Annotated in this window: 13 protein-coding genes; 10 read left to right on the forward strand and 3 right to left on the reverse strand. The window is 61.0% G+C overall.

The genetic code is table 11. From position 1 onward, the window contains the following. Positions 1 to 138: 138 nt before the first annotated feature. Entirely contained in the window at positions 139 to 588 is a 450-nt protein-coding gene (locus JNK74_16720) for an NUDIX hydrolase (GenBank protein ID MBL7647827.1), read from the reverse strand. Between the two features lie 151 nt (positions 589 to 739). Here JNK74_16720 and JNK74_16725 point away from each other — a divergent pair, with 151 nt between their 5' ends. The 5 genes from JNK74_16725 to JNK74_16745 all read left to right on the forward strand — a co-directional run bounded on the left by JNK74_16725 (position 740) and on the right by JNK74_16745 (position 11,488). Further along, positions 740 to 1,828 carry an exo-alpha-sialidase gene (locus JNK74_16725; protein MBL7647828.1) on the forward strand — a complete coding sequence of 363 codons (1,089 nt, stop codon included), beginning with the start codon at positions 740 to 742 and terminating at the stop codon, positions 1,826 to 1,828. Positions 1,829 to 1,911: 83 nt separating this feature from the next. Then, a complete protein-coding gene (locus JNK74_16730; protein ID MBL7647829.1) occupies positions 1,912 to 3,405 on the forward strand; it encodes a glycosyltransferase family 39 protein in 1,494 nt (497 codons plus the stop codon). Between the two features lie 372 nt (positions 3,406 to 3,777). Further along, complete coding sequence (locus JNK74_16735; protein MBL7647830.1) at positions 3,778 to 6,198, forward strand: PAS domain S-box protein; 2,421 nt, start codon at positions 3,778 to 3,780, stop codon at positions 6,196 to 6,198. Between the two features lie 161 nt (positions 6,199 to 6,359). Continuing rightward, entirely contained in the window at positions 6,360 to 8,585 is a 2,226-nt protein-coding gene (locus tag JNK74_16740; GenBank protein ID MBL7647831.1) for a hypothetical protein, read from the forward strand. Between the two features lie 881 nt (positions 8,586 to 9,466). Then, complete coding sequence (locus tag JNK74_16745; protein MBL7647832.1) at positions 9,467 to 11,488, forward strand: response regulator; 2,022 nt, start codon at positions 9,467 to 9,469, stop codon at positions 11,486 to 11,488. Positions 11,489 to 11,493: 5 nt separating this feature from the next. Here the strand turns inward: JNK74_16745 and JNK74_16750 are convergent, their stop codons facing one another. After that, entirely contained in the window at positions 11,494 to 12,828 is a 1,335-nt protein-coding gene (locus tag JNK74_16750; protein ID MBL7647833.1) for a response regulator, read from the reverse strand. A gap of 319 nt (positions 12,829 to 13,147) precedes the next feature. On the opposite strand from JNK74_16750, the gene JNK74_16755 reads away from it, so the two are divergent. From JNK74_16755 to JNK74_16770, 4 genes are all read left to right on the forward strand, one after another. Continuing rightward, positions 13,148 to 14,614 carry a sulfatase gene (locus JNK74_16755; GenBank protein ID MBL7647834.1) on the forward strand — a complete coding sequence of 489 codons (1,467 nt, stop codon included), beginning with the start codon at positions 13,148 to 13,150 and terminating at the stop codon, positions 14,612 to 14,614. 64 nt (positions 14,615 to 14,678) lie between these two features. After that, positions 14,679 to 16,061, forward strand: coding sequence for a serine/threonine protein kinase (locus JNK74_16760; GenBank protein ID MBL7647835.1), 1,383 nt, complete (start codon positions 14,679 to 14,681; stop codon positions 16,059 to 16,061). Between the two features lie 44 nt (positions 16,062 to 16,105). Then, positions 16,106 to 16,429 carry a rhodanese-like domain-containing protein gene (locus JNK74_16765; protein MBL7647836.1) on the forward strand — a complete coding sequence of 108 codons (324 nt, stop codon included), beginning with the start codon at positions 16,106 to 16,108 and terminating at the stop codon, positions 16,427 to 16,429. Positions 16,430 to 16,575: 146 nt separating this feature from the next. Beyond that, positions 16,576 to 17,814, forward strand: coding sequence for an ATP-binding protein (locus JNK74_16770; GenBank protein ID MBL7647837.1), 1,239 nt, complete (start codon positions 16,576 to 16,578; stop codon positions 17,812 to 17,814). Between the two features lie 15 nt (positions 17,815 to 17,829). On the opposite strand, the gene JNK74_16775 is transcribed toward JNK74_16770, so the two are convergent. Beyond that, complete coding sequence (locus JNK74_16775; GenBank protein MBL7647838.1) at positions 17,830 to 19,086, reverse strand: GNAT family N-acetyltransferase; 1,257 nt, start codon at positions 19,084 to 19,086, stop codon at positions 17,830 to 17,832. Positions 19,087 to 19,755: 669 nt separating this feature from the next. Between JNK74_16775 and JNK74_16780 the strand changes: the two genes are divergently transcribed. After that, a partial coding sequence (locus tag JNK74_16780) for a leucine-rich repeat domain-containing protein (protein MBL7647839.1) occupies positions 19,756 to 23,774 on the forward strand: 4,019 nt, incomplete at its 3' end.

Here is a 23,774-nt window from a genome sequence, read left to right on the forward strand (position 1 = left end):
AATCCCTTGGGGTTAAGTATTTCCGGATCCGTCCGGAAGTCTGACTGCATTGCCCGCGCCAGTATAGCACATATTCCGCAACCGTACAGGCGAAATTAATGCCCACGCCGACGCCCGGGCCCGACCGGCGAGCGGGGCTCAATCTGTCCAGAGGTTCCCCAGGTATCCACTGTTCGGAGTGTTCCCTTCCGCAAGCACACCCCGCAGTACCGTGTGAATGACCGGCAGGAGGGCGATATGATCCAGACATTCCAGCGGGTGAAAGGCCGCCTCCACCACCCGTTCGTCTTCGCCCACGCGGGGACGGCCCCCAACGATTCGCGCGGCAAAGTAGAGGTTCACAATGTGGCGATGGCGGTCTTCCGGGATGCTGTCGTTAACCAGCAGGAGTGCGCCAATCTCGCAATCGATGCAGAGTTCTTCCCGAAGCTCTCGCCGCAGGGCCTCGGCGAGCGTTTCGCCGAAGTCCACGCCGCCGCCGGGCAACATCCAGTAGGTCTCGCCATCTTTCTCGTGCCGAACCAGCAGGAGTTGATGTTCTTCGACGATGACGGCGGCGACACGGATGCGGGGCAGGGGGTGGGTCATGGGGCAATCTCGGGGTCACACCCTTGGCTGTCGAGACGGTTGAATGTTTTTGAACTGGGCGCGGGGCCTACGTACTATAGGCGTATATCACGAGCCTAATTGAATAAATTCACGAAAAGCAACCTACCCAATGAGGATATCATTCATGCCAATGAAGCGACTGAAACGAATCCTGACGACGTCACTGGCCCTGTCCGTGCTGGCAGTGCCTCTGGCCGCCGACGCGGCGCCGAAAGGCCCCCTTGAATTTGCGGACGAGATCCGCGCCCACGGCGGCAACGTGAGTTTCGTATTTGGGGCCAAGCGGCCCTTCCCGCAGTGCCACGCCTCCACCGTGGCGGAAACGCCGGACGGCGGCCTCGTTGCGGCCTGGTTTGGCGGTACGGCGGAGAAGGATGACGACGTGGGCATCTGGATCTCCAATTACGACGGGGAAAGCTGGTCGCCCCCGGTGGCGGCGGCCAAGATCAACAACACGCCCCACTGGAACCCTGTGCTCTTTAAGGATGAAAACGGTGAAATTCACCTCTTCTTCAAGGTGGGCCCCGAAATTCCGACCTGGCAGACCTACTGGATGCACGGCAAGGATGGCAAAACCTGGAGCGCGGCGGAAGAGCTGGTGCCGGGCGATCACGGTGGTCGCGGTCCGGTGAAGAACAAGGCCATCATCCTTTCAGACGGAAGCTGGCTGGCACCCGCCTCCACCGAGCCCGGGAAATGGCTGGCCTTCGCTGATCGGTCGATTGATCACGGCAAAACCTGGGAGCGCTCGGCTGACTTCGTCTACAAATCGGAGTCGGAGAGGGACAAAGGGATTATTCAGCCGACATTCTGGGAATCGAAACCCGGTGTGGTTCACGCCCTGCTTCGCTCCACGAGCGGGAAGATCTGGCGTACCGATTCGGAGGACGGCGGCAAGACCTGGGTTCCGGTCTATGATTCGGGCCTCCCGAACAACAACAGCGGTATCGATGCCGTCCGCCTGAAGGACGGCCGGGTGCTCCTGGTCTACAATCATGTCGCCGGCAACTGGAAGGCCCGTACCCCATTGAATCTGGCGATTTCCAAGAACAACGGCAAGACCTGGAAGACCGTCGCCTATCTGGAGGCCGATCCGGACCTCAAGAGCGAATTCTCCTACCCCGCGATCATCCAGAAAGAGTCCGGAGACGTGGTCATCACCTATACGTATCAGCGCGAGCGGGTGCGCTGCTGGCAGGTGCCCCTCGCAGCCCTGTAAAATGTTGTCCCGAATCGAGTGAATCCCGAGAGGGGTGCTCCGGCATCCCTCTCGTACCTTTTTTTGAGAGACCACGTCCCGACATGTCCAGCCGAGTGCTTCAGAATCACGGCCCCTTCCTGCTCCTCCTGCTCACGGTCACCACCCTGCGCTTCGGGCTCATGGCGACGCTGGAATTGAATGAAGACGAAGCCTACTATTGGGAGTGGTCTCGCAACCTGGCCCTTTCCTATTACGATCAGGGGCCGGGCGTGGCCCTGGCCACGGTCCTCGGAACCTCGCTGTTGGGTCATACGGAGTTCGGCGTCCGTTTCGCATCCTTTCTGATCGGTATCGTAACCCTGTGCCTGGGATACGGGTTGACCGCTCGCGTGAGCCACGCTCCCAGGGCGGCCTTCTTCGCCGCACTGCTCCTCGCCTTTGTACCGATCCATTTCATCACCGGTCTGCTCATGCTGCACGACACGGTCATGTACTTCGGGTGGGTCGGCTTCGTTTACGCCTTCTGCCGCCACCTCGAATCCCGCCAGTGCCGGTGGCTCTACATCTGCGGGGTCTTTCTCGGCCTGGGCGTGCTGGCCAAACACACCATGGTGCTTGTCGTGCCTCCCGTATTCATTCTCGCCGCCTTGCGAGGTGAAGAGCGCGCCCTGCTTCGTACGCGGCACTTCTGGCTGGCCTCCGCACTGGCCGCCGCCATCGCCCTGCCCATCGTAGTCTGGAACGTGCAACACGATTGGGCCGGGCTGCGGGCGATTCTCCACCTGCCATCCGCCAACGATCACGGCCGGCCCTTCTACCAAACCCTCGGGGATTTTATCGGCGGCCAGCTACTGGTCCTCAATCCCTTTATCGCCATCTCCGTGGCCGCGACGGTCTGGCGCGGGCTCCGCGGTAGACGGGACGACGCGCGTATCCTTTTTCTGGCCCTGAGCACCCTCTTCATGTTTGGCTTCTTTTTCATCATGAGCTTTGGAAAGATGGTACAAGCCAACTGGCCACTTTGCGGTTACTTCGGTGGCCTGCTGCTGCTCGGCATTGACCTGGCAAAGCGGTGGGAGGGGGGGCGCCGGCGTCTGGCCCGGGCCTGCATCGTGTCGACGGCGATCATGCTCATCCCCGTAGTCTTTCCGTCCTCGATTGCTTTCCCGGCGAAACGGTTGGGAATCTCATTGCATCCCGGCGCGATCATGACCAATCGGCTCTACGGCGGCCGAGAAATTGCCGCGAAACTCGACCTCGTGCGGCGGCGGCATCCCGGCATACAGGTCTGTGGGAATCGCTATCAGGAGACGGCGCTGATGGCCTTTTACCTGCCCGATCAGCCCCGAACCTTCAGCCTCAATGTGGACGCGCGTCCGAATCAGTATGACTTCTGGACGCCTCCCGAACGTCACCTCGGGGAAGATTTCATTCTGGTGTGTTTGACCCATGACGAGCCCCCTGCGGGTATCACAGGCCTCTTCCAGTCCTGGCAGGCGCTGCCGCCGGGCGTTGTGGAGAACCAGGGCACCATCGCCAAAGAGTATCGCTTCGTACTCCTGCGGAATTTCCAGGGACGCACGAAGCCTTCCTGACGGGAATTGCGGAGCCAGCAGATCAATTAAGGCGGGTTGGCGTGGGGGAGGGACGCGCATTTCTTGGGGGCTGGGGGTCTTGTGGCCGTCGAGAATTTCGGGCGGTTTCCCGCCCATGAAGGCCCCGAGGGGGGCGTTCCACTGGACCGGGATTTATCCGGATCTTCCTGTGCCATATAAAGTTATCTCACGTTGTGCCGATAGACCAAGTGGTTGGATTGGATTCGGCGGAGGGCCAGGTAAGCGCGCATGCGGGCGTGGTTACGATTATTTTCTCTTGACAAGAGCCCTCCTCAGGCATAATGCTGAATTTGAGTCGTTTTCCGATCTGTTGTACGGAGACTCTTCTCATTCTCACGTGAAGGGCTGTTCATGAAGCGCACGGGTACCCTGACTGTTCCCTACACCTTTTGCCTGTTTTGCGGGGTAATCGGCCTTGTCCTGTTGATGACGGGCACGTTTGCGTGGCAGGCGTGGCGGGACATTCGCGAAGCCGAGCCCGATCTGGCCACGCGCGCGCTCCACGCCGCCATCGCTCCCGTCACCCAGGCCCTCGCTCAGCACTTCGATGAGCCCGTTCAACAACTTGGTCTGATCCGCCAGTGGTCGAAAAGCGGACTCATCCCTGAGTCCAGTCCAGCCCAGTGGCCTTCCCTGCTGATTCCCGCCCTTACCGCAACGAATGGCCTGAATGCCATTTATCTGGTACGCGAGAATGGCGCCGCATGTGAAGTCGTCCGCACAGCGGCGGGTTGGACAGGGCGTGCGGCGGACCCTGGCAATCTCGACGCCGCATTGACGGGGATGGCCTGGGACCCCGAGGGACAGCGCGTTTCCGATGGGGAGCGTGGAGAGGCCCTGGCCGACTTTCGCCGGGCGGACTGGTATCAACAGGCAATGGCGATGCGAGACGAAGGGGCGACGTCCTCTTTGGCGGCGGAACTCGGGGCCACGTCGATGACACTTGCCGCCCCGTTGATTTTTCCCGGTGGCCATCGCGGATGCGTAGCGCTGGATTTGGACACCACCTTCCTCGCAGGCGCGACCGGCAGTGTGGGGAGTGCCTTCGAATTGACCATAGACCCGGGGGGGACGCGTCTGGGCCAAATTCAGGATGAACAGGTCCTTGCGCTGCTTCAGGAACGGGCGGTGCCGGGAGCCAGCAGTCCGGCGCTCACGCAGCTTTTTCCCTTTCAGGCAAGGGAGGCCTCCTACTGGTACGCGGCCCGATCCTACGCCCTGGATGAGTCCCAGGTATGGTGGGTAATCGCCCGGGTGGAACCATCGGCACTGCCCCTTCCCACCTTGCCCGTGTTCGCGTATGTGCTCTGGGCGCTCGCGGCGGGAGTCGCGGGTGCGATTCCGCTGGCGCTCGCTTTCGGGCGTCACATCACCCGACCGCTGCGCCAGGTGGCGGCGCGGGCGCGGGGCATTCATGTGATCGATGAACACTACCTTCCCTGGCCCCGCTCCCGTTTCACGGAGGTTAACGTCCTCACCTCCGCGCTCGAAGAGATCTACGATGCGGCGGTTGAGCACCTGGACTATCACGACGCGCCTCTGGTGGCCTGGGCGGAACCGGAATTGTCCGCCGAGGACGGTATGATCGACGCGGACGCCGTCCGCCACGTTTTCCAGTTTCCCCGGGGCAACGTTGCACCGGTATCGCCCCTCCAGCCCGATGGCGCCGTCATCGATGTGACCGGCGATATCGAACGGGTCGCGCTGCCCGAAGCCATTCCCGCCGCCCAGCTTCAGGTGCTGCACGGCACGCGGAAGGAGCTTCGCCGGCTTCAGAGCCAGCTTGCCGGCGCAAGCGAAGAGCTACGCACGGCCGACAACCACCACCAGCAGGATCGGGCCCGTATCAAGCGGCAGCGAAATTGCCTCCGCAGTCTGGAGCACCTGCTGCTTGCGGAAGGAGCCGCCTCACCCGCCATGCTGGCCCAGGTACAGGAGGTCCTGGGGGCGACACGGATCTCGCTCTGGACCGCGGGGCGCGAAGCCGCGCATTTCCACCTGACGGCCTCCCGTGGCGGTTCCCGGGGCGGCGCACCGGCGCTCGTGGCCTCTTTCAACCTCATGGCCCTGCTTCAGTCGGAAAGCCTCGTTGCGGTGCAGGACCCCGCCCGTGATCCGCGCCTGGCGCCGCTTTCCTCCCATCCCGGCTTCCGGTCGTCGGACGGGCCACGGTTGCTTGTGCCGATCCGGCTCGCGGGCAAGCTGCTCGCATTTCTGGTCGCGGAGCGCCCCGCCTCCCACGGACGCTGGAAAGTCGACGAAGAGCTCTTTGCCCTGGGCGTCGCGAACGCGTGCGCCGGGGTTCTCTGGCACCAGATGCGCAATCGTACGGCGGCCGCGTCTCCCGCCTTCGCCGCCCAGATCGTTGTACAGGGCCAGGGCCCCCGCAGGGAGAACGGCAAGGCCCGAAAAAATGGCGCCGCCCATCGTTCCACGTCTTCGGCCGCCGTGCTGTACTGGGCGATTGATCGCGCGGGGTGTATCAAGTCTCTGGATGGCGACGTGGAAGGCCTCTATGGCCGCAGCCGGGATCAGTTGATTGGACAGCCCATCACATTCCTGAGCGGTCGGCCCCAGGGGCAGCGGGACATGGAGCGCCTCGCCGCACTGCTTGCGGGCCAGCGCTGCGGCGGCTATGAGACCTGCCACGTCGCGGCCGACGGGACGGCGATCCAGTTGGCGGTTCACGCAAAGGTGTGGCGGGATGCGGGCGATCGCATTGTGGGCGCGCGGGGCACCCTGACGCCCGTATCCGCGGCGGTGAGCGGCTGATACCCCCGCGCCTCTCCGGGGGCCGGCTTTCATGGGGTGTGGGTAATATGCTATAACCGCTGGACCTCACGTCACACGGGCCAGGCGCCGCCGCCCTCCATTCGGGCTGAAAACGTGCTCCACGCGCCCTCCCCGCAAAACAGAATAGGAGTTGTTTCCCGATGACCTCAAGAATGTTTCCCGCCCTCGTCCGCGCCCTCGGGCTGAGCGCGCTCCTGATCGGCCCCCCGGCGATGGCGGACTCCCCGCCGGTCAAGGTGGGCAAGTTCGGCCAGGAAGTCGCCCAGAAATTCACCACGGAGCAAGGACTTCCCTCGAATGACGTCCTCCGGCTGGACGTGGTGGACGGTGCGATTGTGGCGGTGACCGCCGCCGGAAGCGCGCGCTTCAACGGCGCCACCTGGCAGGTGGAAGCGGCCCCGGCGGAAAACGCCATCAGCGACCTCCTGGTCCGGGAAGGCCACTGCGTAGTGGCATCGGACAAGGGCCTGTTTTGTCGCCCCGAAAACAGTCCGGAAATTCAGCTTGGCGATGCGCCGGTGCGGCAATTGGCCCTCTCCCCGGAGGGGAGCGTGGTGGCCGCGACGGCCGCCGGACTGGTGCGCGAAGAGAACGGCGCCCTGGTGCCCTTCGAGGTGAAAGATACGCTCGGCAGGACCTGGGCGACCCACGACGTACGGGGCGTGGCCTATGATCCCCAGGGCCGGCTCTGGGTGGCGACCCTGGCCGGCGTGGCCTGTCTGAACGGCGCGGAGTGGAGCTTCTATACCGGCGCCGAAGGTCTGCCCTACAATGACTTCACCGCCGTCGCCGCTTCGGCCAACGGCGAGGTCTGGTTTGCCACCCATATCGGCGCGGTGCGCTTCGACGGTGAAACCTGGTCGTATCGCCAGGGCCTGCGCTGGCTGCCCGATGACGACGTGCGCGATGTCGCCGTGGACGCCGAAGGTACCGCCTGGTTTGCCACCGCCAAAGGCGTGGGCGCGATCCGACGGGTCCCCATGACCCTCGCGGAGAAAGCCGATTTTTACGAAGAGCAGATGGAGAAGTTCATCCGCCGCACACCCTTCGGCTATGTCTCCGAGGTGAGCACCGGCGCCCCGGGGGACACCAGCGTCATCAACTACAGCGACAGCGACAACGACGGTCTCTGGACCAGCATGTACGGCGCGGGCGAGTGCTTCGCCTACGGCGCGACCAAAGATCCCAAGGCGAAAGATCGCGCGACCCGCGCCTTTGAAGCCCTGCGCTTCCTCCAGAAGGTGACCCAGACCGGCGATATCCGCCCGCCCAAGGGTTATGTGGCCCGCACGATTCTTTCCACCGAACTGCCCGACCCGAATATCGGCCGGGTTGAGAAGGACCGCGAAGAGAAGGCCAACAGCGACTCCGCCTGGAAGGTCTACGAGCCCCGTTGGCCCAAGAGCGGCGACGGCAAGTGGTACTGGAAGAGCGACACGAGCTCCGACGAGCTTGACGGGCACTTTTTCTTCTACCCCCTCTACTATGATCTTGTGGCGGAAACCCCCGAAGAGAAAGAGCGCGTGAAGGAAGTGGTGCGCGACCTGATCGACCATATCATCGACCATAACTACACCCTGACCGATCACGATGGCCTGCCCACCCGCTGGTCGGTCTATGGCCCCGACGCCCTCAATCACGACTGGGTGTGGTGGTCCGAGCGCGGCTTGAAGTCCCTGAGCATGCTTTCCTACCTCACTGTGGCCGAGCACATGCTGGGCGATCAGAAATATACCGACCACATCAACAAGCTTATGGCCGATCACGCCTACGACACCAACGCCATGGTCGCGAAGATTCAGCGCGGTGTCGGTTCCGGCAATCAGTCGGACGACGAAATGGCCGTCATGAGCTATTACAACCTGGTGAAGTATACGAAGAATGAAGAGTTGAAGCACGATATGCTTTACTCATTCTACTCCTACTACCTGCTCGAAGCGCCGGAGATGAACCCCTTCTTCAACTTTGCCTATGCCGCCTACGGCCAGGACGTCAAGTACCGCAATCCCTTCGGCCACCATACCATCGGCCCCTGGGACGGCTGGCTCATGGACAGTGTGGACACGCTGCTGGACTTCCCGCTGGACCGTTTTGACTGGGCCCAGAAGAACAGCCACCGCATCGACATCGTGAAGCTTACCCGCCAGGCCGCCTTTGAGCCGGCGGAGAAGTTTCGTCCGATTCGCCGCGGCCTTCGCACCAACGGCAAAGTGCTTTCCGTGTCGGAACGTCACTTCAACCACTGGAACACCGATCCCTTTGCCCTGGATTACGGCGGCAATGGTACCGGCCTGGCCAGCGGCACGGTGTACCTGCTGCCCTACTACATGGGCCTGTACCACGGGTTCATTCAAGAAACAGAATAGGGAATCGCATCCGTCCGGCCCGCGACGACACGGTTGATACCACATCGTTGGGCCAGGGGGAGTTGAATGGAACGATTTTGTCGCGAGTCTGCCCTGTGCAGACTCGCGACTTTCCTATTGGGTACCGCCTTCGATGCCGGCAACCACGTGATTGCGTGTGTTCGGTGCATGATTCGGCACGAGCAGGCCATCGCAAAGGGCGGATTGCGTTCGATGAAGTCGGCGTGGCGCTGCCACCTGCTTCGGGCGCGGTCGGGTTAGTCCTCAGGTAGGTCTGTTTCTTTCTGAGAGAGTCACCCTTGAGGGAGAGTCTTTGGGCGTTGCGCGCCAGTCTGTCGAGGATGACATCGCCCACGGTGGGGGCGTCAAAGTTGTCGGTGTGGGGCACGCGCCTGGTCAGGAGATTGTCGCCATTGTGCCGAAGGTCCGCCGCAGGAGGATCGGTCTCGACGGGCAAATCCAGATCGTTGTCCGTCAGACCTTATTATAGGTGGCTGTCCCCTATTGTTCGTCCCTTATTTTGCGCGAATTGACAGGGGAATGGAGCGGGGGCTTTCCGGTCCCCGTGCGGTGCAACGCCGTTGTACGAAGAAAGAAGGGGAGCGGGAATGCCCCCTCTCCCTGTCTTCGCCAACCTTTGAAGTAATACAGCGGCGCTCTCAATGCGATTGCCCTGGCACGGTGCGGCGGCATCGTAACTGTCGTCTTATGTCACTTTCATAGAAACTAACTTGCACATTTAGGACATCAGACCATACAATAACGGTGGATCTAAGCGACGGCAAAGAATTTCAATGCCCTTACACCGCCGCAATACCTTCCCGTGAAGGAACGGGCGCGCAGGGCCGCGGCGGCACAGCCAGAATGGAGCGGCGGTGGAAATGAACACTATCAGCACTTTGCTCGTCAACGACAATCTCGACGAGTCGGAACGTGTCCTCAGCGCCCTTGGGTCCATATCGGAGCGTGCCTTTGGGATCCTTCGCGCGCAGAACTTGCGCGAAGCACGTTACGCAATGCGGCGCCAATCCTTTGACCTGATTCTGCTTAACTTGTCTCTGGCGGACAGTCATGGCCACGACACGCTCGTCGCGGTTCGCGCGTGCGTACCCGAGACCCCGCTCATCGTCCTGACGCCGCATATCGACCCCGAACTCAGCGCCGCATCGATTCAGCATGGCGCGGTGAATTGCCTGGTCCACCGTGAGCAGGAGCCGGGTTCTCTGGCTCGGTCAATTCGTATGGCGCTGAACACCGCGGGATTTCAGTCCGTTGACGACACCGATGTCGCTTTGCGCGATCGGTTTATCGACGGCGGTAACGCGGCGGGTGATACTCCCGATGAAGAGGCCGCATTGCGCGGGCGGATGAAAGAGCGCGCGCTGTTTGCGGCGGCCGTCTCCAGCGCAAAGGACCCGGTGATCATAACCGACCGTCACAGTGCGATACTCTATGTGAATCCGGCATTCGCTCGCGTCACCGGATTTACGGCGCGGGAGGTGCTCGGCCAGAACCCCAGGATACTTCAAAGCGGGGAGCATGACCGGGCGTTTTACACGGAGATGTACCGCGTTGCCGCGGGAGACGGCTCCTGGAGCGGACACCTGATCAACCACAAGAAAGACGGTGAGGTCTTTCATATGGACGCTACAATGACCTGCCTGCGGGACGAAGCCGGGGAGATCGAGTTTTATGTGATGGTATCCCGTGACGTTACGGACTTCACGGAGCTTCAGCGGCAACTCAATCAGAGCATGCGGTTGAAGGCCATCGGACAACTGGCGGGCGGCATTGCCCATGATTTCAACAATGTGCTCCAGGTCATCCTGTCCTATGCGAGCTTCATGTTGGACGAGACCGGATCCGAGGGGGATCAGCGACTGAATACGTACGCTCGAGGCATCTGTGACGCCGCCAGGCGCGCCTCCGATTTGACCCGCCAGTTGCTGGCCTTCGGTCGCCGTCAGCCCCTCCACACGGAAACGGTGGACATGAACCTTCTCGTAAAGAGCGCCACAACACTTGTGGAGCGCCTCATCGGCGAGAATATCATTCTGAAGCTGGCGCTCAATCCGGACATTCCTCCGATTCATGTGGACCCGGCGCAGATCGAGCAGATTGTGATGAATCTATGCGTGAATGCCCGCGACGCCATGCCCGACGGCGGCGAAATAGCCATCTCGACCACCCGGGTCGAACTTGGGCGCGATTTCTGCCGGCAGAACGCCTGGGCCAGTCCCGGCGACTACGTCCGTCTCGTCGTGCGCGATACGGGAAGCGGCATGCCGCCCCATGTGCTGGAACACATCTTCGAGCCCTTCTTCACCACGAAGGACGAATCAGCGGGGACCGGCATGGGCCTGGCCTCGGTTTATGGAATTGTGATGCAGCAGAAAGGCCTGGTACATTGCGAGTCCGCGCCAGGCAAGGGGACTGCCCTCTCCATCTACTTTCCCGCCGCGCGCGAAGAGAAGCGAAGAGGGCCCGGCAACCTGTCGGTCATGGACGACGCGGGTAAAGAGCAGAGGGCGCGCATACTCGTCGCGGAGGATGATCAACTCGTTGCCGCGCTGGCGCGAACCTTGCTCGAAGGCGCCGGGTATGAGGTGACCGTGGCGGCGGATGGTCAATCCGCGTTTCAGGAACTCAGGGTATCCACCGAGCCATACGCTCTTGTGCTCAGTGACGTCATCATGCCCCGGACCACCGGGGTTGAATTGATGGAACTCGTCATGAGCACCGGTGAAATCGCCCCCAAACCCAAATTTCTTCTTTGCAGTGGATACAGCCCCCAGGTACTGGAGAGGACCGGGGCCCTTCGTTCTTCCTTCGAGTTCCTCCAGAAACCCTATTCGCCCGCCGAACTCTTGATGCGGGTGCGGAAAATGTTGAGCAGCGGATAGACCCCTCAGACGGGATCGCCGCGACGTACCCGGATGCTGATGTCGCCCATGATCCGCCGCACATAGTTTCGCATGGTTTCGTTGACGGTGGCGCCACGCCGGGCGACGATGTGGCCCTGGGGCGAGAGGAGATCCTCGTCCAGGACATCCCCGATTTCCAGTTCGCCCGCGGTGCAGGAGATCTGGTTCGCCTGGATCAGACTGTCGAGAAGGAACTCGAAGGATGCATCAACCAGTTCCGGGTCGTACATGGTCCCGCGCGCTTCCAGGAGGTGGGTGGCCAGCCGCTCGTTCATGTCGGGGCCCTTGTTGTACATCATGAACGAATCGACGCCGTCGGCAAGCCGGATAACACGGGCGCCCAGCGGTATTCCCCGACCCCGAAGCCCTTTGGGAAAACCGGTGCCGTCATAGCACTCCGCATGAGCGACCACCAGACCCACCGCCGGCGCGCATCCGGGTACCTCGCTCAGCAGGGTGGCGCCGATTTCGGGGTAGCGGCGATAGGCGTCCAACTGACTTTCGTTCATCGTCTCGGGCGCGGTAATCCGAACGGAGTCGGGCATCCCGAACATTCCAAGATCGTGGAGGAGGGAGGCCAGTCGAATATTTCGCAAGTCTTCCCGCCCCACGCGGGCGCGCTCGCAAATTCCTTCGGCGAGGCGTTCCACCCGCGCGGCATGGGTGCTCTCGGCGCCATCGAACTGCCGCATCAATTGGGTGAGAAGGCGCACCGAACCCAGGAAGCCCGCAGTCAGATTTTCGTGTTTCGTTTCCAGGTCTTGAATCGTCTCTTCAAAACTGGATGTGATCTGCCGAAGTTGGTGGCGGAGGGTCTCCGTAGCCTCCGCGATTTGAACCGTAACCGCCTGATGCGCCGAAGCGTCGCCGCCGTCCGGTGTGTTGTACGTTTCCCCGTCGGCCAGCTCCGGATGGCCCGCGAAGGCGCTTCCCAGGCGTTCGCGATACCGGAGCATGGCCAGCCATTTTGCGGCGCAGACCTGGGCGTCGAAGGGTTTCAGAACCAGATCCGCCACGCCCCGAAGGACGAGATCCGATGCAATCGCAGGCTCCACAAGCCCCGTCACGACCACCACCATGGGCGGGGACTTTCGGTCGAACACGTCCACCACCAGCCGGTGTCCGTGCCGGATGGGCATCCGCAGATCGGTCACGAGCAAGTCTGGACTCTGAACGACCAGCATCTTCCGGGCGTGCTCGCCATCCGACGCGGTGTCACATTGAAAGCCAACCGACTTGAGCGCTGTCGAGAGCGTTCGCCGTACCTCGGGATCGTCGTCGACGATCAGCGCGCTGTATCGCTTATCCTTTGGGGGCATGGACACACTCCTGTTACGCTGCGTAGGTTCGCCAGTTCAGGTCCACACCGGAAACCCGCGAACATTTTTCCTGCCCGGAAAACGCCGCCCGCTGCGGGCCTGTAGACCACAGTAACAGATCCCGCGAGAAAAACCCAGTACTTTTGCAGGATATTCCCGGTGTTCAGGGTATCAGCCTCCTCTTGCGCATGAATTACACGTTCTGAACCGCCGCCCGGCATTTCGGTAGCGCACCCAGGCGCGAACCCCTTTATTGACTTCTTGTTTCGACCTGTAGTTCCATGCAGCGGCAACAGGAAAGCTTTGGAGCGATTGAACCATGTCTACCCGCCGCGATTTTCTTCAGCATCTCGCCCTGGCCGCCACCCTCACCTGTGGCGGATCCAGAATCGCCACGGCGCGATCTACACCGCCGGATATTCTGTTTGTCCTTGCGGACGATCTCGGCTGGACCGATCTGGGCTGCTACGGTTCCTCGTTTTACGAGACGCCCCATCTGGATGCCCTGGCGTCCGAAGGGCTCCGCTTCACCCAGGCGTATGCGGCCTGCCCGGTCTGCAGCCCCACCCGCGCCAGCATCATGACCGGCAAGTACCCCGCGCGCATGGCGACGACGGACTGGTTTGGGGCTCCCCAGCCCGAGGCCGTGCCCGGGCACGAGCGGATGAGAAATCTGCCGTTGCTTCCCGCACACTACAACGAGCAGATGCCGCTGGAGGAATTCACCCTTGCCGAGGCCTTCAAGGAGAACGGCTACGCCACCTTTTTCGCGGGCAAGTGGCATCTGGGCGGAGAGGGATTCTTTCCTGAGGATCAGGGCTTCGACATCAACAAAGGCGGCAATCACCGCGGGAGTCCGCCGAGCTATTTTTCGCCCTACAATAACCCGCAACTGGCCGATGGCCCCGAGGGCGAGCATCTGCCGGACCGGCTGGCTGCGGAGACGATCCGTTTCATCGACCAGCAGAAGGGAAAGCCATACCTGGCCTTTCTGTCCCTCTTCTCCGTCCACACACCGTTGCGCGGACGGGCGGACCTGGTGGAAAAATACGAGAAGAAGGCCGCGGCCCTATCGCCATCCGGGGCCGAGTGGGGGAGGGAGGGGGAGCGCGACGTCCGGCGGATTCAGAATCATGCGGTCTACGCCGCCATGGTCGAAGCGATGGACAGCGCCTTGGGCAAAGTCATTGACCACTTGAAGGCGGCCAACCGATACGACAACACCATCATCGTATTTACATCGGACAACGGCGGGCTTTCCACTTCGGAGGGGCATCCCACGTCAAACCTGCCCCTGCGCGCGGGAAAAGGCTGGCTCTACGAGGGCGGCATCCGGGTACCTCTGATCGTGAAATGCCCAGGTCAAATCCGAGCGGCGGTTCTGGACTCGCCCGTGTGCAGTACGGACTATTACCCGACGCTCCTGGAACTGGCCGGGCTTCCGCCCCGTCCCGAACAGCACGTGGACGGGCTCAGCTTCGCCCCGAGTCTGCGAGGACTCGGTTCGAGCGAACGAGATACCCTGTTCTGGCACTACCCGCACTACGGCAATCAGGGGGGAGCCCCCGGCGCCGCCATTCGGGAGGGCGACTGGAAGCTCATCGTTCACTTCGAGGATCGCCCCGCCGAGTTGTACAACATTGCCGCCGACCCCTCCGAATCCCACGACCAGGCCCGGGAGCAACCCGAGCGCGTGGCGCAACTTCGAGGCCGGCTGGAAGCCTGGCAGGCCTCCGTAGGTGCGCGGTTCCCCACGCCCAACCCCGGCGCCGGAGCTACAGGGTGAACCGGGCGGTGTGCTAGACTCTCTCCCATCATGGCAGTAAACCGGACACGAGCACAGGGATTTCATGCATAGTCGCGGCGAGGCGTCAATTCTGGGCCAGAAACTCGGCCCCTACTACGTGAGCGACCGCCTGGGTCAGGGCGGAATGGGCGCGGTGTATCTCGCCCGCGATCTTGCCCTGGACCGGCCCGCCGCCCTTAAGGTGCTCCTGCCACGTTATGCCGACGACCCGGAGTTTGTGGCGCGATTCCAGCGCGAAGCCCGGGCCTCCGCCAAGTTGAGCCATCCCAATATTGTCCAGATTTATGCGGTGGACATCGAGTCCGATCCCGCTTACATGGCCATGGAATACGTTGATGGCGAAACACTCGAAGCGCGGATCCAGCGGAGCGGCGCGCTTCCCTGGCGGCATGCCCTCAACGTCGTGTCGCAAGTGGCCTCGGCCCTGGCCTGCGCCCATGCCGCCGGGATCATTCACCGCGACATCAAGCCCGCCAATGTCCTCATCGACAAGGCGAATCGCACCCGCGTGGCGGACTTCGGCATTGCCAAGGTGATGGGTTCCCATACCCAGCTAACCAGCGCCCAGCACACCGTGGGCAGTCCCTGCTATATGTCGCCGGAGCAGTGTGGCGTGGGGGAGGTGTCGCCCGCGAGCGACCTGTTCTCCCTGGGCATCATGCTTTTTGAAATGCTCACCGGCACGGTTCCATTCAAGGGGGAAAGCGGTCTCGCGGTCATGCGCCAGATTACCACCGACGATATCCCGTCGGTCAGCCAGCAGGTGACCGGCCTTCCCCACGCGGTACAGGAACTGCTGGACGGACTCGCCGCCCGGGACCCCGGATTCAGGTACGGCTCGGCACAGCAGGTGATCGAAGATCTTCGCGCCTTCCAGGCCGGTCAGCCCATGGCGCACGCCCATGCGCTGGCCCTGAAGCGCGCGGCCACCGCGCCCCCAACCGCTTCCGCGGCCCATCTTACGCGGAGCCCCACCGGCCCCAGTCCCGCGCTCAAGACTTCCCTGGTCTCCGACCTGCTGGACGATGGGCCGCGCCCTGTCATCAAGCCCCGGTCCCGCTTCGATTACGATATCCCCTGGAGCGGGATACTCATGGCCGTCGTGGCGCTGATGGTCGGGGTCCTGGCAACGTTGTATTTCAAAGGCGCGCGCGAATTCCGCCCCGCGCCCCCCCAGGGCGTTCAGCCCGTCGCTCCACCCGAACCGCCCCCTATCGGCCAACGCCCCTCGGGCGAAAGAAGCACAATTCAGGCTCCGAGGATCCCTCCTGGACAGCCCTTCCCCGAAGGCCGCGATCCCCGTCGCATGGACCGTCAGGGACCCGGTGGAGTGAACGCCCCACGCGAGGGCGAGCGGCCGCGGGACATCAACCGACCCCATCCACCCTTGAATGGCGGACGGGCGACGCCACCTCCCGCACCCTGATGACGATGCACGAGCGCTCACCCCTTACCCAGGAATGGAAATCCATGAATACCTGCACCGTTCAAGAATTGAAAGAAAAACGCGACCGCGGCGATGAATTCGTGCTCCTCGACGTCCGAGAGGCGGAAGAGCTCACCATCGCCGCCATTGCGGGCGCCAGCCACGTGCCTCTCGGCGATCTGCCCATGCGCGCCCCTGAATTGTCCGCCTGGAAAGACCGGGAGGTCATTTGCATGTGTCACCACGGCATGCGCTCCGCACGGGCGCAGCAGATACTCCAGAACGCCGGTTTTACCAACGTGCGGAACCTCACCGGCGGGATTCACGCCTGGTCCGTACTCATCGATCCCGCCGTCGCCCAGTACTGACTCCGGGAAATTGTCCCCAAGGCGGCCCGGATGCTATGATCCCGGCTTCCACCCGCCGCCCGATTTCGGGCCTGTTTCGGGTGGCTCCATCCCAATAGCCGTGCCGTGGCCGATCCGTGCCCGTGTTGACCGAAGGAATTGTTCGTTTGAAGACTATTACCGTTCAGGTTCGGGAAGACCACCTCGAAACCGTCGCCAAGTCCAAGCCCATGACCGCCATCGCCGAACTCATCTGGAATGCGCTGGACGCCGAGGCCACCGAGGTGAATGTGCGCTTCCAATTGAATGAGCTGGACGGGCTGGAAGCCATCCAGATTGCGGACAACGGCACCGGCCTTCACTATGACGACGGTATCATGGTGTTCCAGAGCCTCGGCGGCTCCTGGAAGCGACCCAACGGAAAGACCCACGAGCTCAAGCGCGAACTCCACGGCAAGTACGGCAAGGGTCGATTCCGCGCCTTCACCCTCGGCCAGAGCGTGACCTGGTACTCGGTGTATGAAGAGGCGGGGGACCGCTACTACTTCGCCATCAGCGGCACCGCCGACCGCCTGGGACAGTTCCAGGTCAGCAACCCCAAGGGCGCGGGGGAAAAGCAGCGCGGAATGACCGTGGAGATGATCAATCCGCCTCTGGCCTGCGGCGTGCTCCTGGGCGTCAAGGCCCTGCAGGAAGTCACCGACATCTTCGCCCTCTACCTGCGCCAATATCCCGGCGTGCGCATTACCTACGACAACGTCGTGCTCGACCCCGCCAACGCGGAGCACGGCTTCGCCCGTTATACGCTGGACGAAATGGTGATGGAGAATGGCGAGCGGGTTCAGGCCGAGCTGGAAGTGGTGGAGTGGAATCTGCCCGGCAAGCGCGGCGTTTACCTCTGCGATGAGCACGGCTTCATGCGCCATAACGCCCTGCCCCGCCTTCACTACCGCGGCTTCAGCTACACCGCCTACGTCAAGACCAGCCACGTGACCACCCTGGATCGCGAAGGCCTCCTTCAGGCGGGCGACCTCGTATCCGACGTGCGCCAACTCCTGGACGCCGCGCGCACCAAACTGCGCGAGCACTTCAATCTCCAGGAAGCGAAGCGCGCCATGGACACCCTGGAGAAATGGCAGGCCGACGAGATCTACCCCTACCTCAGCGCGCCGCGCGACGAGCACGAGGCCAACGAGCGGCGCATCTTCGATATCTATGCGACGCACCTCCACCAGATCTTCCCCGACTTCGCCACGGCAAGCCTCCGGAGCAAACGGCTTACCCTGTCCCTGCTGAAGGAACTCGTGGCCGCGGAGCCGACCCGCGTCGCGCGGGTCCTCGATCAAGTCCTCGACTTCCCGGAAGAAAAGGAAGAAGCGATTCTGGAGTTGATGGCCGCGCACTGAACGGCCGCTATCGAATCAGAGCGGCAGCGGCGTCGCCTGCTCGCCGTAGGGCGCGTGGGACAGCGTGTCCAGGAGTGGCGCTACGGGCGCTTCCAGTCCGGAGCGGGTCTCGTATACCCAAAGCTCGGCGGCCTCGGGCTGGGCCCCCATCTGGGCCTTTGCCCGAAGCGCCGTCCGCCCGAAATTCACCTGCCGGCAGCCCAGGTTCAGCGCGTCGCGAATGACGGCGTGCAGCAACGACGGCAGCATGGGACTCTGCTGGCCCACCTCCGTGTCCCAGCCCAGGCAATAACACAGGGCCGTGTCCCGATCTTTGAGCGTGAAGGAAAAGCCGACCATCGCCCCATCTTTCATCAGCGCCGTGCAGCGGAACTGCTCCGTACTCAACATCGCCGCCAGCCCGGGCAGAAAGTCCTGCGGCAGGGGAATAAAGTTGGAGATGGAGCGTCGCTGCACGCTCAGGTACAGCGCGTGCATCCGCGACGCCCACGGCGCCAGGTCGCTCAGCGGCTCGGCGACTATGCCCTGCCGGAGCAAATCCCGCGCCGCCCGCACCGCGCTCAGGCGGTAGCGCACATTCAAGTGGGCGAGATAGTCCTCATAGCTCTTCCATCGCGCGGCGAGGGAAAGCACCATGTTGGGTGAGGACTCCACACGACGATACTGGCTGTGGCGAAGCAGACGCGTCTCCGATGTCGCACTGCCGGGAATATCCTTAATGAGGATGAAATCATGCTCGGGATCGAGCCCCTCCTGCAGGGCGATCCGCTGCAACACCGTTGCAATCGCCGGCCAGAGTCGGCCCAGCGCGCTTTCATCGCGAAGCAGCACCCCGTGAAAGCCGCCCACATAATAATCTCCGCAGATCAACACGCTGCGCGAAGGGACTTCGGGCCTCAGGTTCATCGTTCCATCGGAAGGGCGGACCGAAGCGCGAAAGTTGCCTGTGCGGCGGGGCTGGGCGGTGTCCGGCACTGCGGGCGGCTCGCCCATCGACACAATCCGCACCACCAGCGCCGCAACCGGAACCGCGTCGTGAAAGATCATCCCGTAGCGCGTGCGAATGGATTGGGGACCCGATTCCTCGAAATGTCCCAGGCTCGCCCGCGAAAGAAGCAGTGAATTGCCCTCGGCCAATTCATCCCAGTGCGCGGGATTCATGCAGGCGATGCGATCCCCGAGTACAAAATTGAATTCCAGATCGCTCTTCACCAACGGTCGGCCAAGTCGGCGATGGGTGGCTGAATTCCGAAGCAAACGTTCCGTGCGCATAACTACCTCACGAATCTGTCCGCCAGCCGTGAATCAAGCCAGCGCCGCCGCCCGAAAAGGACAACAAACGCCGACCTCGCCCACGAACCTGGCAAGGGGTTCAAATCATATCAACTGTAACCCCGACAACAAACGATTTACTTCGCACGTATTAATAGAATCTTAACCGAGAGGCGGGAATTATGCAAGGTAAACGGCGAACGAAACCGGTGATAAAACTGCGCTAAACGTAGTAAAGTGAGGGTATTTTTGCGAATTCGCAAAAATTAATCCGCCGCAGGACATCCCCAAGAGGCACGACGGGGAGCTGCATCGCCATTGACAGCTTTTTGGCAGTTTCGCTATAGTCTCCCCGCGGCAATCTCAAGAAGAGCCCATCCAGTCTCGGCAGACCGTCGCGCGTAAACACATCGACTATTCAGGGAGGTTCCATTGGTGTTTCGGGCTGTACTATTCCTTGTCACTTTTCTTCCGCTCTTCGCGACCGCGCAGACTGTCGTTACCTTTCCGGACCCCAATCTGGAGGCGGCGATTCGGGCAAAAATTTCCAAGCCGACCGGGGATATTCTGGACACGGATCTATCCGCAGCGACGTTCACGAGTCTATCTGCGTCCGCCAAGGGGATAACGAATCTGTCCGGGTTGGAGTATTGCACGAAACTCCGAAGGTTGGAACTGGCCAGCAATAAGATTGCCGATTTGTCGCCAATATCAGGTTTGACGGAATTGTACAAATTAGACCTGAATTCGAACGAAATCCAAGACTTGGCGCATCTTGCAAACTTGCATACGCTGGCTGATCTTTCCATCGAAGACAACAAGATCACAAGCCTGGCTCCCTTGAGCGACCTAACCGAGATGCTCTGGCTGAGCGTGGACAATAACTTGATCTCCGACCTCTCTCACATAGCCAAGCTTGAAAAAATGTTGTACCTGGGAATCTCCAATAACGCTATTCAGGATTTGAGTCCGGTGGCATCCTTCGTCAACCTTGGGGGCCTGAACGCCAACGACAACCTGATTCAGGATTTAAGCCCGCTCAGCGGACTCATGGAATTGGGATTTCTTGATGTACACACGAACTTGATTTCAGATCTATCGCCCCTATCCGGCCTGATCGAACTTTATGAGCTCCTGATCTATGAGAATTCGATCGAAGATCTTTCCCCTATTGCAGGCTTAAAAAACATGCTGTGGTTATCGGCTTCTCACAATCCGATAACGGATATTGGGGTAGTTTCCGAACTGCCTTTGCTTCAGGTCCTCGCTTTGGATGGGATTGAATTCGGCTCGCTCTCGCCATTGACCAATCTGGTCCATCTGACGGACTTATTTGCAGGTTCCGCGGGGATAACGGATCTCTCGCCACTGTCAGGGTTGACCAAACTCACTTGGTTATCCATTTCGAACAATGCGATTACCGATCTCACCCCGGTTTCCGGGATGACCGCGCTGACGATTCTATCCATCGGAAACAATCAAATTTCAGACTTGAGTCCGTTGAGCGAACTTACTTCTTTGGATTCCCTTTCCTTTTTTGTCAATCATGTCAGCGACATTGGTGTCCTTTCTGGAATGGAGAATCTTAGAAAGGTCTCGATGGGCGCCAACAATGTTTCCAACCTTGAACCCCTGCGACACCTTGAAGCGTTGCAGGAGATATGGATTTACGACAATCCCGTTTTCGATCTGGAACCACTATATGAAAACGCGGGAATCGGCAACGGTGATATCATTTACGCTTGGCAGACCCCTTTTACACAGGAATCACTCTGTACCGCAATTCCTGGACTGCTTGGCCGCGGGGTCACCATACAGTACACCGGAGCGTGTGGAGACGACGCGGATGGCGATGGTTTGGCTGCAGCCTATGAACGCTCAATTCAAACCAAGCCAGATATCGCGGATACCGATGGTGATGGCGTGAACGATGGAGATGAAGTTCGCGCGGGAACAAATCCGCGAGTATCCGATGCGTCTGGAGAAGGCGAGGGCGAAGGCGAAGGAGAAGGTGAAGGAGAAGGCGAAGGAGAAGGCGAAGGCGAAGGAGAGGGAGAGGGAGAGGGAGAGGGAGAAGGCGAGGGAGAAGGCGAAGGCGAAGGCGAAGGCGAAGGCGAGGGAGAAGGCGAGGGAGAAGGCGAGGGAGAAGGTGAGGGAGAAGGTGAGGGAGAAGGTGAGGGAGAGGGTGAAGGCGAGTCTCCAGTAACCATAGCCGACCCTGCCTTGGAGGCATGGATTCGCGTCGACTTGAATATCCCCAGCGCACCGTTGTATCCAAGTGATATGGCGCGTTTGGACATGATCCAGGTGGCCGGGCTGGGCATAAGTGACTTAAGCGGTCTTGAGTATGCAACAGGCATGTGGCACCTCGACCTGGAAGGCAACAATATCGCCGACCTCGGACCACTCAGCAACCTGACCGGTCTGCAGTCATTGGTTCTGGACGACAACGATGTGCCAGACATCGGACCCATCAGCGGCTTGACAGAGTTGCGATATCTGAAGATGAGAAATAACCAGGTGTCGGATTTGAGTCCGCTCCTCGGCCTCTCAAATCTTACGCTGCTGGACGTCTCTGCCAACCCGATTCAAAGCATCGAGCCGCTGTCCATATTGACCACCATCGACACACTCTCCATGGCCGATCTCGGGTTGGAGAGTGAAGACTTGAGGGCGATAGCCCTGCTGTCTGCGCTGGATTTTCTGGACGTTTCGTCGAATGAGATCGACGACCTATCGGTCGTTGAAAACTTCCCGAATCTTCGCTGGCTTGTGGCCTATGAAAATGTGATCGAGAGTCTCTCGCCGGTGTCCGGCCTGGAAGGGCTTCAGTATCTTTACGCGGGCATCAATCCTATAAAGACACTCGCTCCGGTATCCGGTTTGTTGTTGAGTCATTTGAATCTTCACCAATGTCAGATCGAAGATCTGGCTCCACTCGCCGGCATGACGAGTCTGCAGTTGCTGAACGTCACCGGCGGAACCTTCACGGATCTCTCGCCACTGGCGGGGCTGACCAATCTCGACGAATTGTATGTGGGCCATAGCGACGCGTCGGACCTGACGCCCCTGGCCGGTTTGACCGGACTCGATGTGCTCGAAATCGAATGGATGACCAACCTCTCCGATCTGGGGCCCCTGGCCACCTTGCAGGCCCTGCGCCAGCTCTACGCCGACGGCAATGAAATCAGCGACCTGAGCCCAATCGGGTTGTTGCCCGCACTGGATGTGCTCTATCTTCGCGAGAATGACATCAGCGATCTCAGCCCCCTCGCGGACGCGCCGAAACTGCGCTCCCTCTATCTTGATGGGAATCAGGTCGGCAATCCTGAGGTCCTCACCGGTGTGGATACCCTGCGTACCCTGGATCTGGGGCACAATGGACTAACGAATGTGACCGCATTTGAATCGTTGCCGCAATTGACGAGAATTTTCTTGGCTGGCAACAACATACAGGATGCATTGCCACTTGCGGCGGCAACGGGTCTTCATAAGTTGGATCTCTCGTCCAACAGATTTACCGACGTTGGCACGCTTCCCGCCATGGCGCAGAACGGTGGACTCCTGCTCCTGGGAGACAACGGTATCGCCGATTTGGGCCCGCTGGCCACCTACCTCGAATCCGCGCCCGATCTGCTCGTCGAGCTGGGGAAGAATCCGCTTCCCTCAGCGGCTTTCTGCACAAGCATACCTGGTATCGAAAGTGCCGGTCACCAGGTGTATTTCGATATCGACTGGCAGGACGACATATTTACCCCCTTTGGTAACCGGGAACTGGCGTGTTTCGAACCGGAAGGGGATCCCGATGGGGACCACATCACCAATCTTGACGAGGTCAATCAGGGCACTAACCCAGCCGTTGCTGATGGCGCGGGTGAAGGTGAAGGGGAAGGGGAAGGGGAAGGGGAAATCTCCGTCACCGAAATGACCCCGGCCCAATTGTATTCGGGGATTGCCAGCGATATAACGATCCTTGGCGACTTCGACCTCGAAAGTCCGTTGTCAGTAGAACAGGCGGAAGCGGCGTTTGAAGTTACCTTGAATGGTGTCGCGGCGTCCTTCCGCGTGGGCGCTACGGAGGAAGGTCAGGGAAATGGCATCGCCGCGACCGACGGGGCACTCTATTTGACCGCGCCCGGGTTGAGCGTCTCATCGCAAGATGGAGACGAGATCCCATTGGAAGTTTCGGTGCGTGAGCGCATCCAGCCCGCCCGCGTGGCGGTGCTGGAAGAGGGCCTCTCCCTTGTTCGAACCGTCTTGCTTACGGTTGGACAAGTTGGCAGCGGCACGGTGACAGTTTTGGACCCATCGTTGGATGATCACGGTCGTTATCCTGCGGGTAGTGAGGTAAGGATCTCTGTTCAAGCGTCCAGCGGACAGTCTTTCCTGGAGCGAATTCTCGTGAATGGAGATCTGAACGAAGCGGTCGTCGTCGCTAACGTTCTGAGGCTTACCCTGACGGAAGATACGACCGTGTCGGTTCGGTTCAAAGACATTGCGCAAGGCGGCGAAGGCGAAGGCGAGGGAGAAGGCGAGGGAGAAGGCGAGGGTGAGGGAGAAGGCGAGGGAGAAGGCGAGGGAGAAGGCGAGGGAGAAGGCGAGGGAGAAGGTGAGGGAGAAGGCGAGGGAGAAGGCGAGGGAGAAGGCGAGGGAGAAGGCGAGGGAGAAGGCGAGGGAGAAGGCGAGGG

The organism is Candidatus Hydrogenedentota bacterium (genome assembly GCA_016791475.1).
Taxonomy (GTDB): domain Bacteria; phylum Hydrogenedentota; class Hydrogenedentia; order Hydrogenedentales; family JAEUWI01; genus JAEUWI01.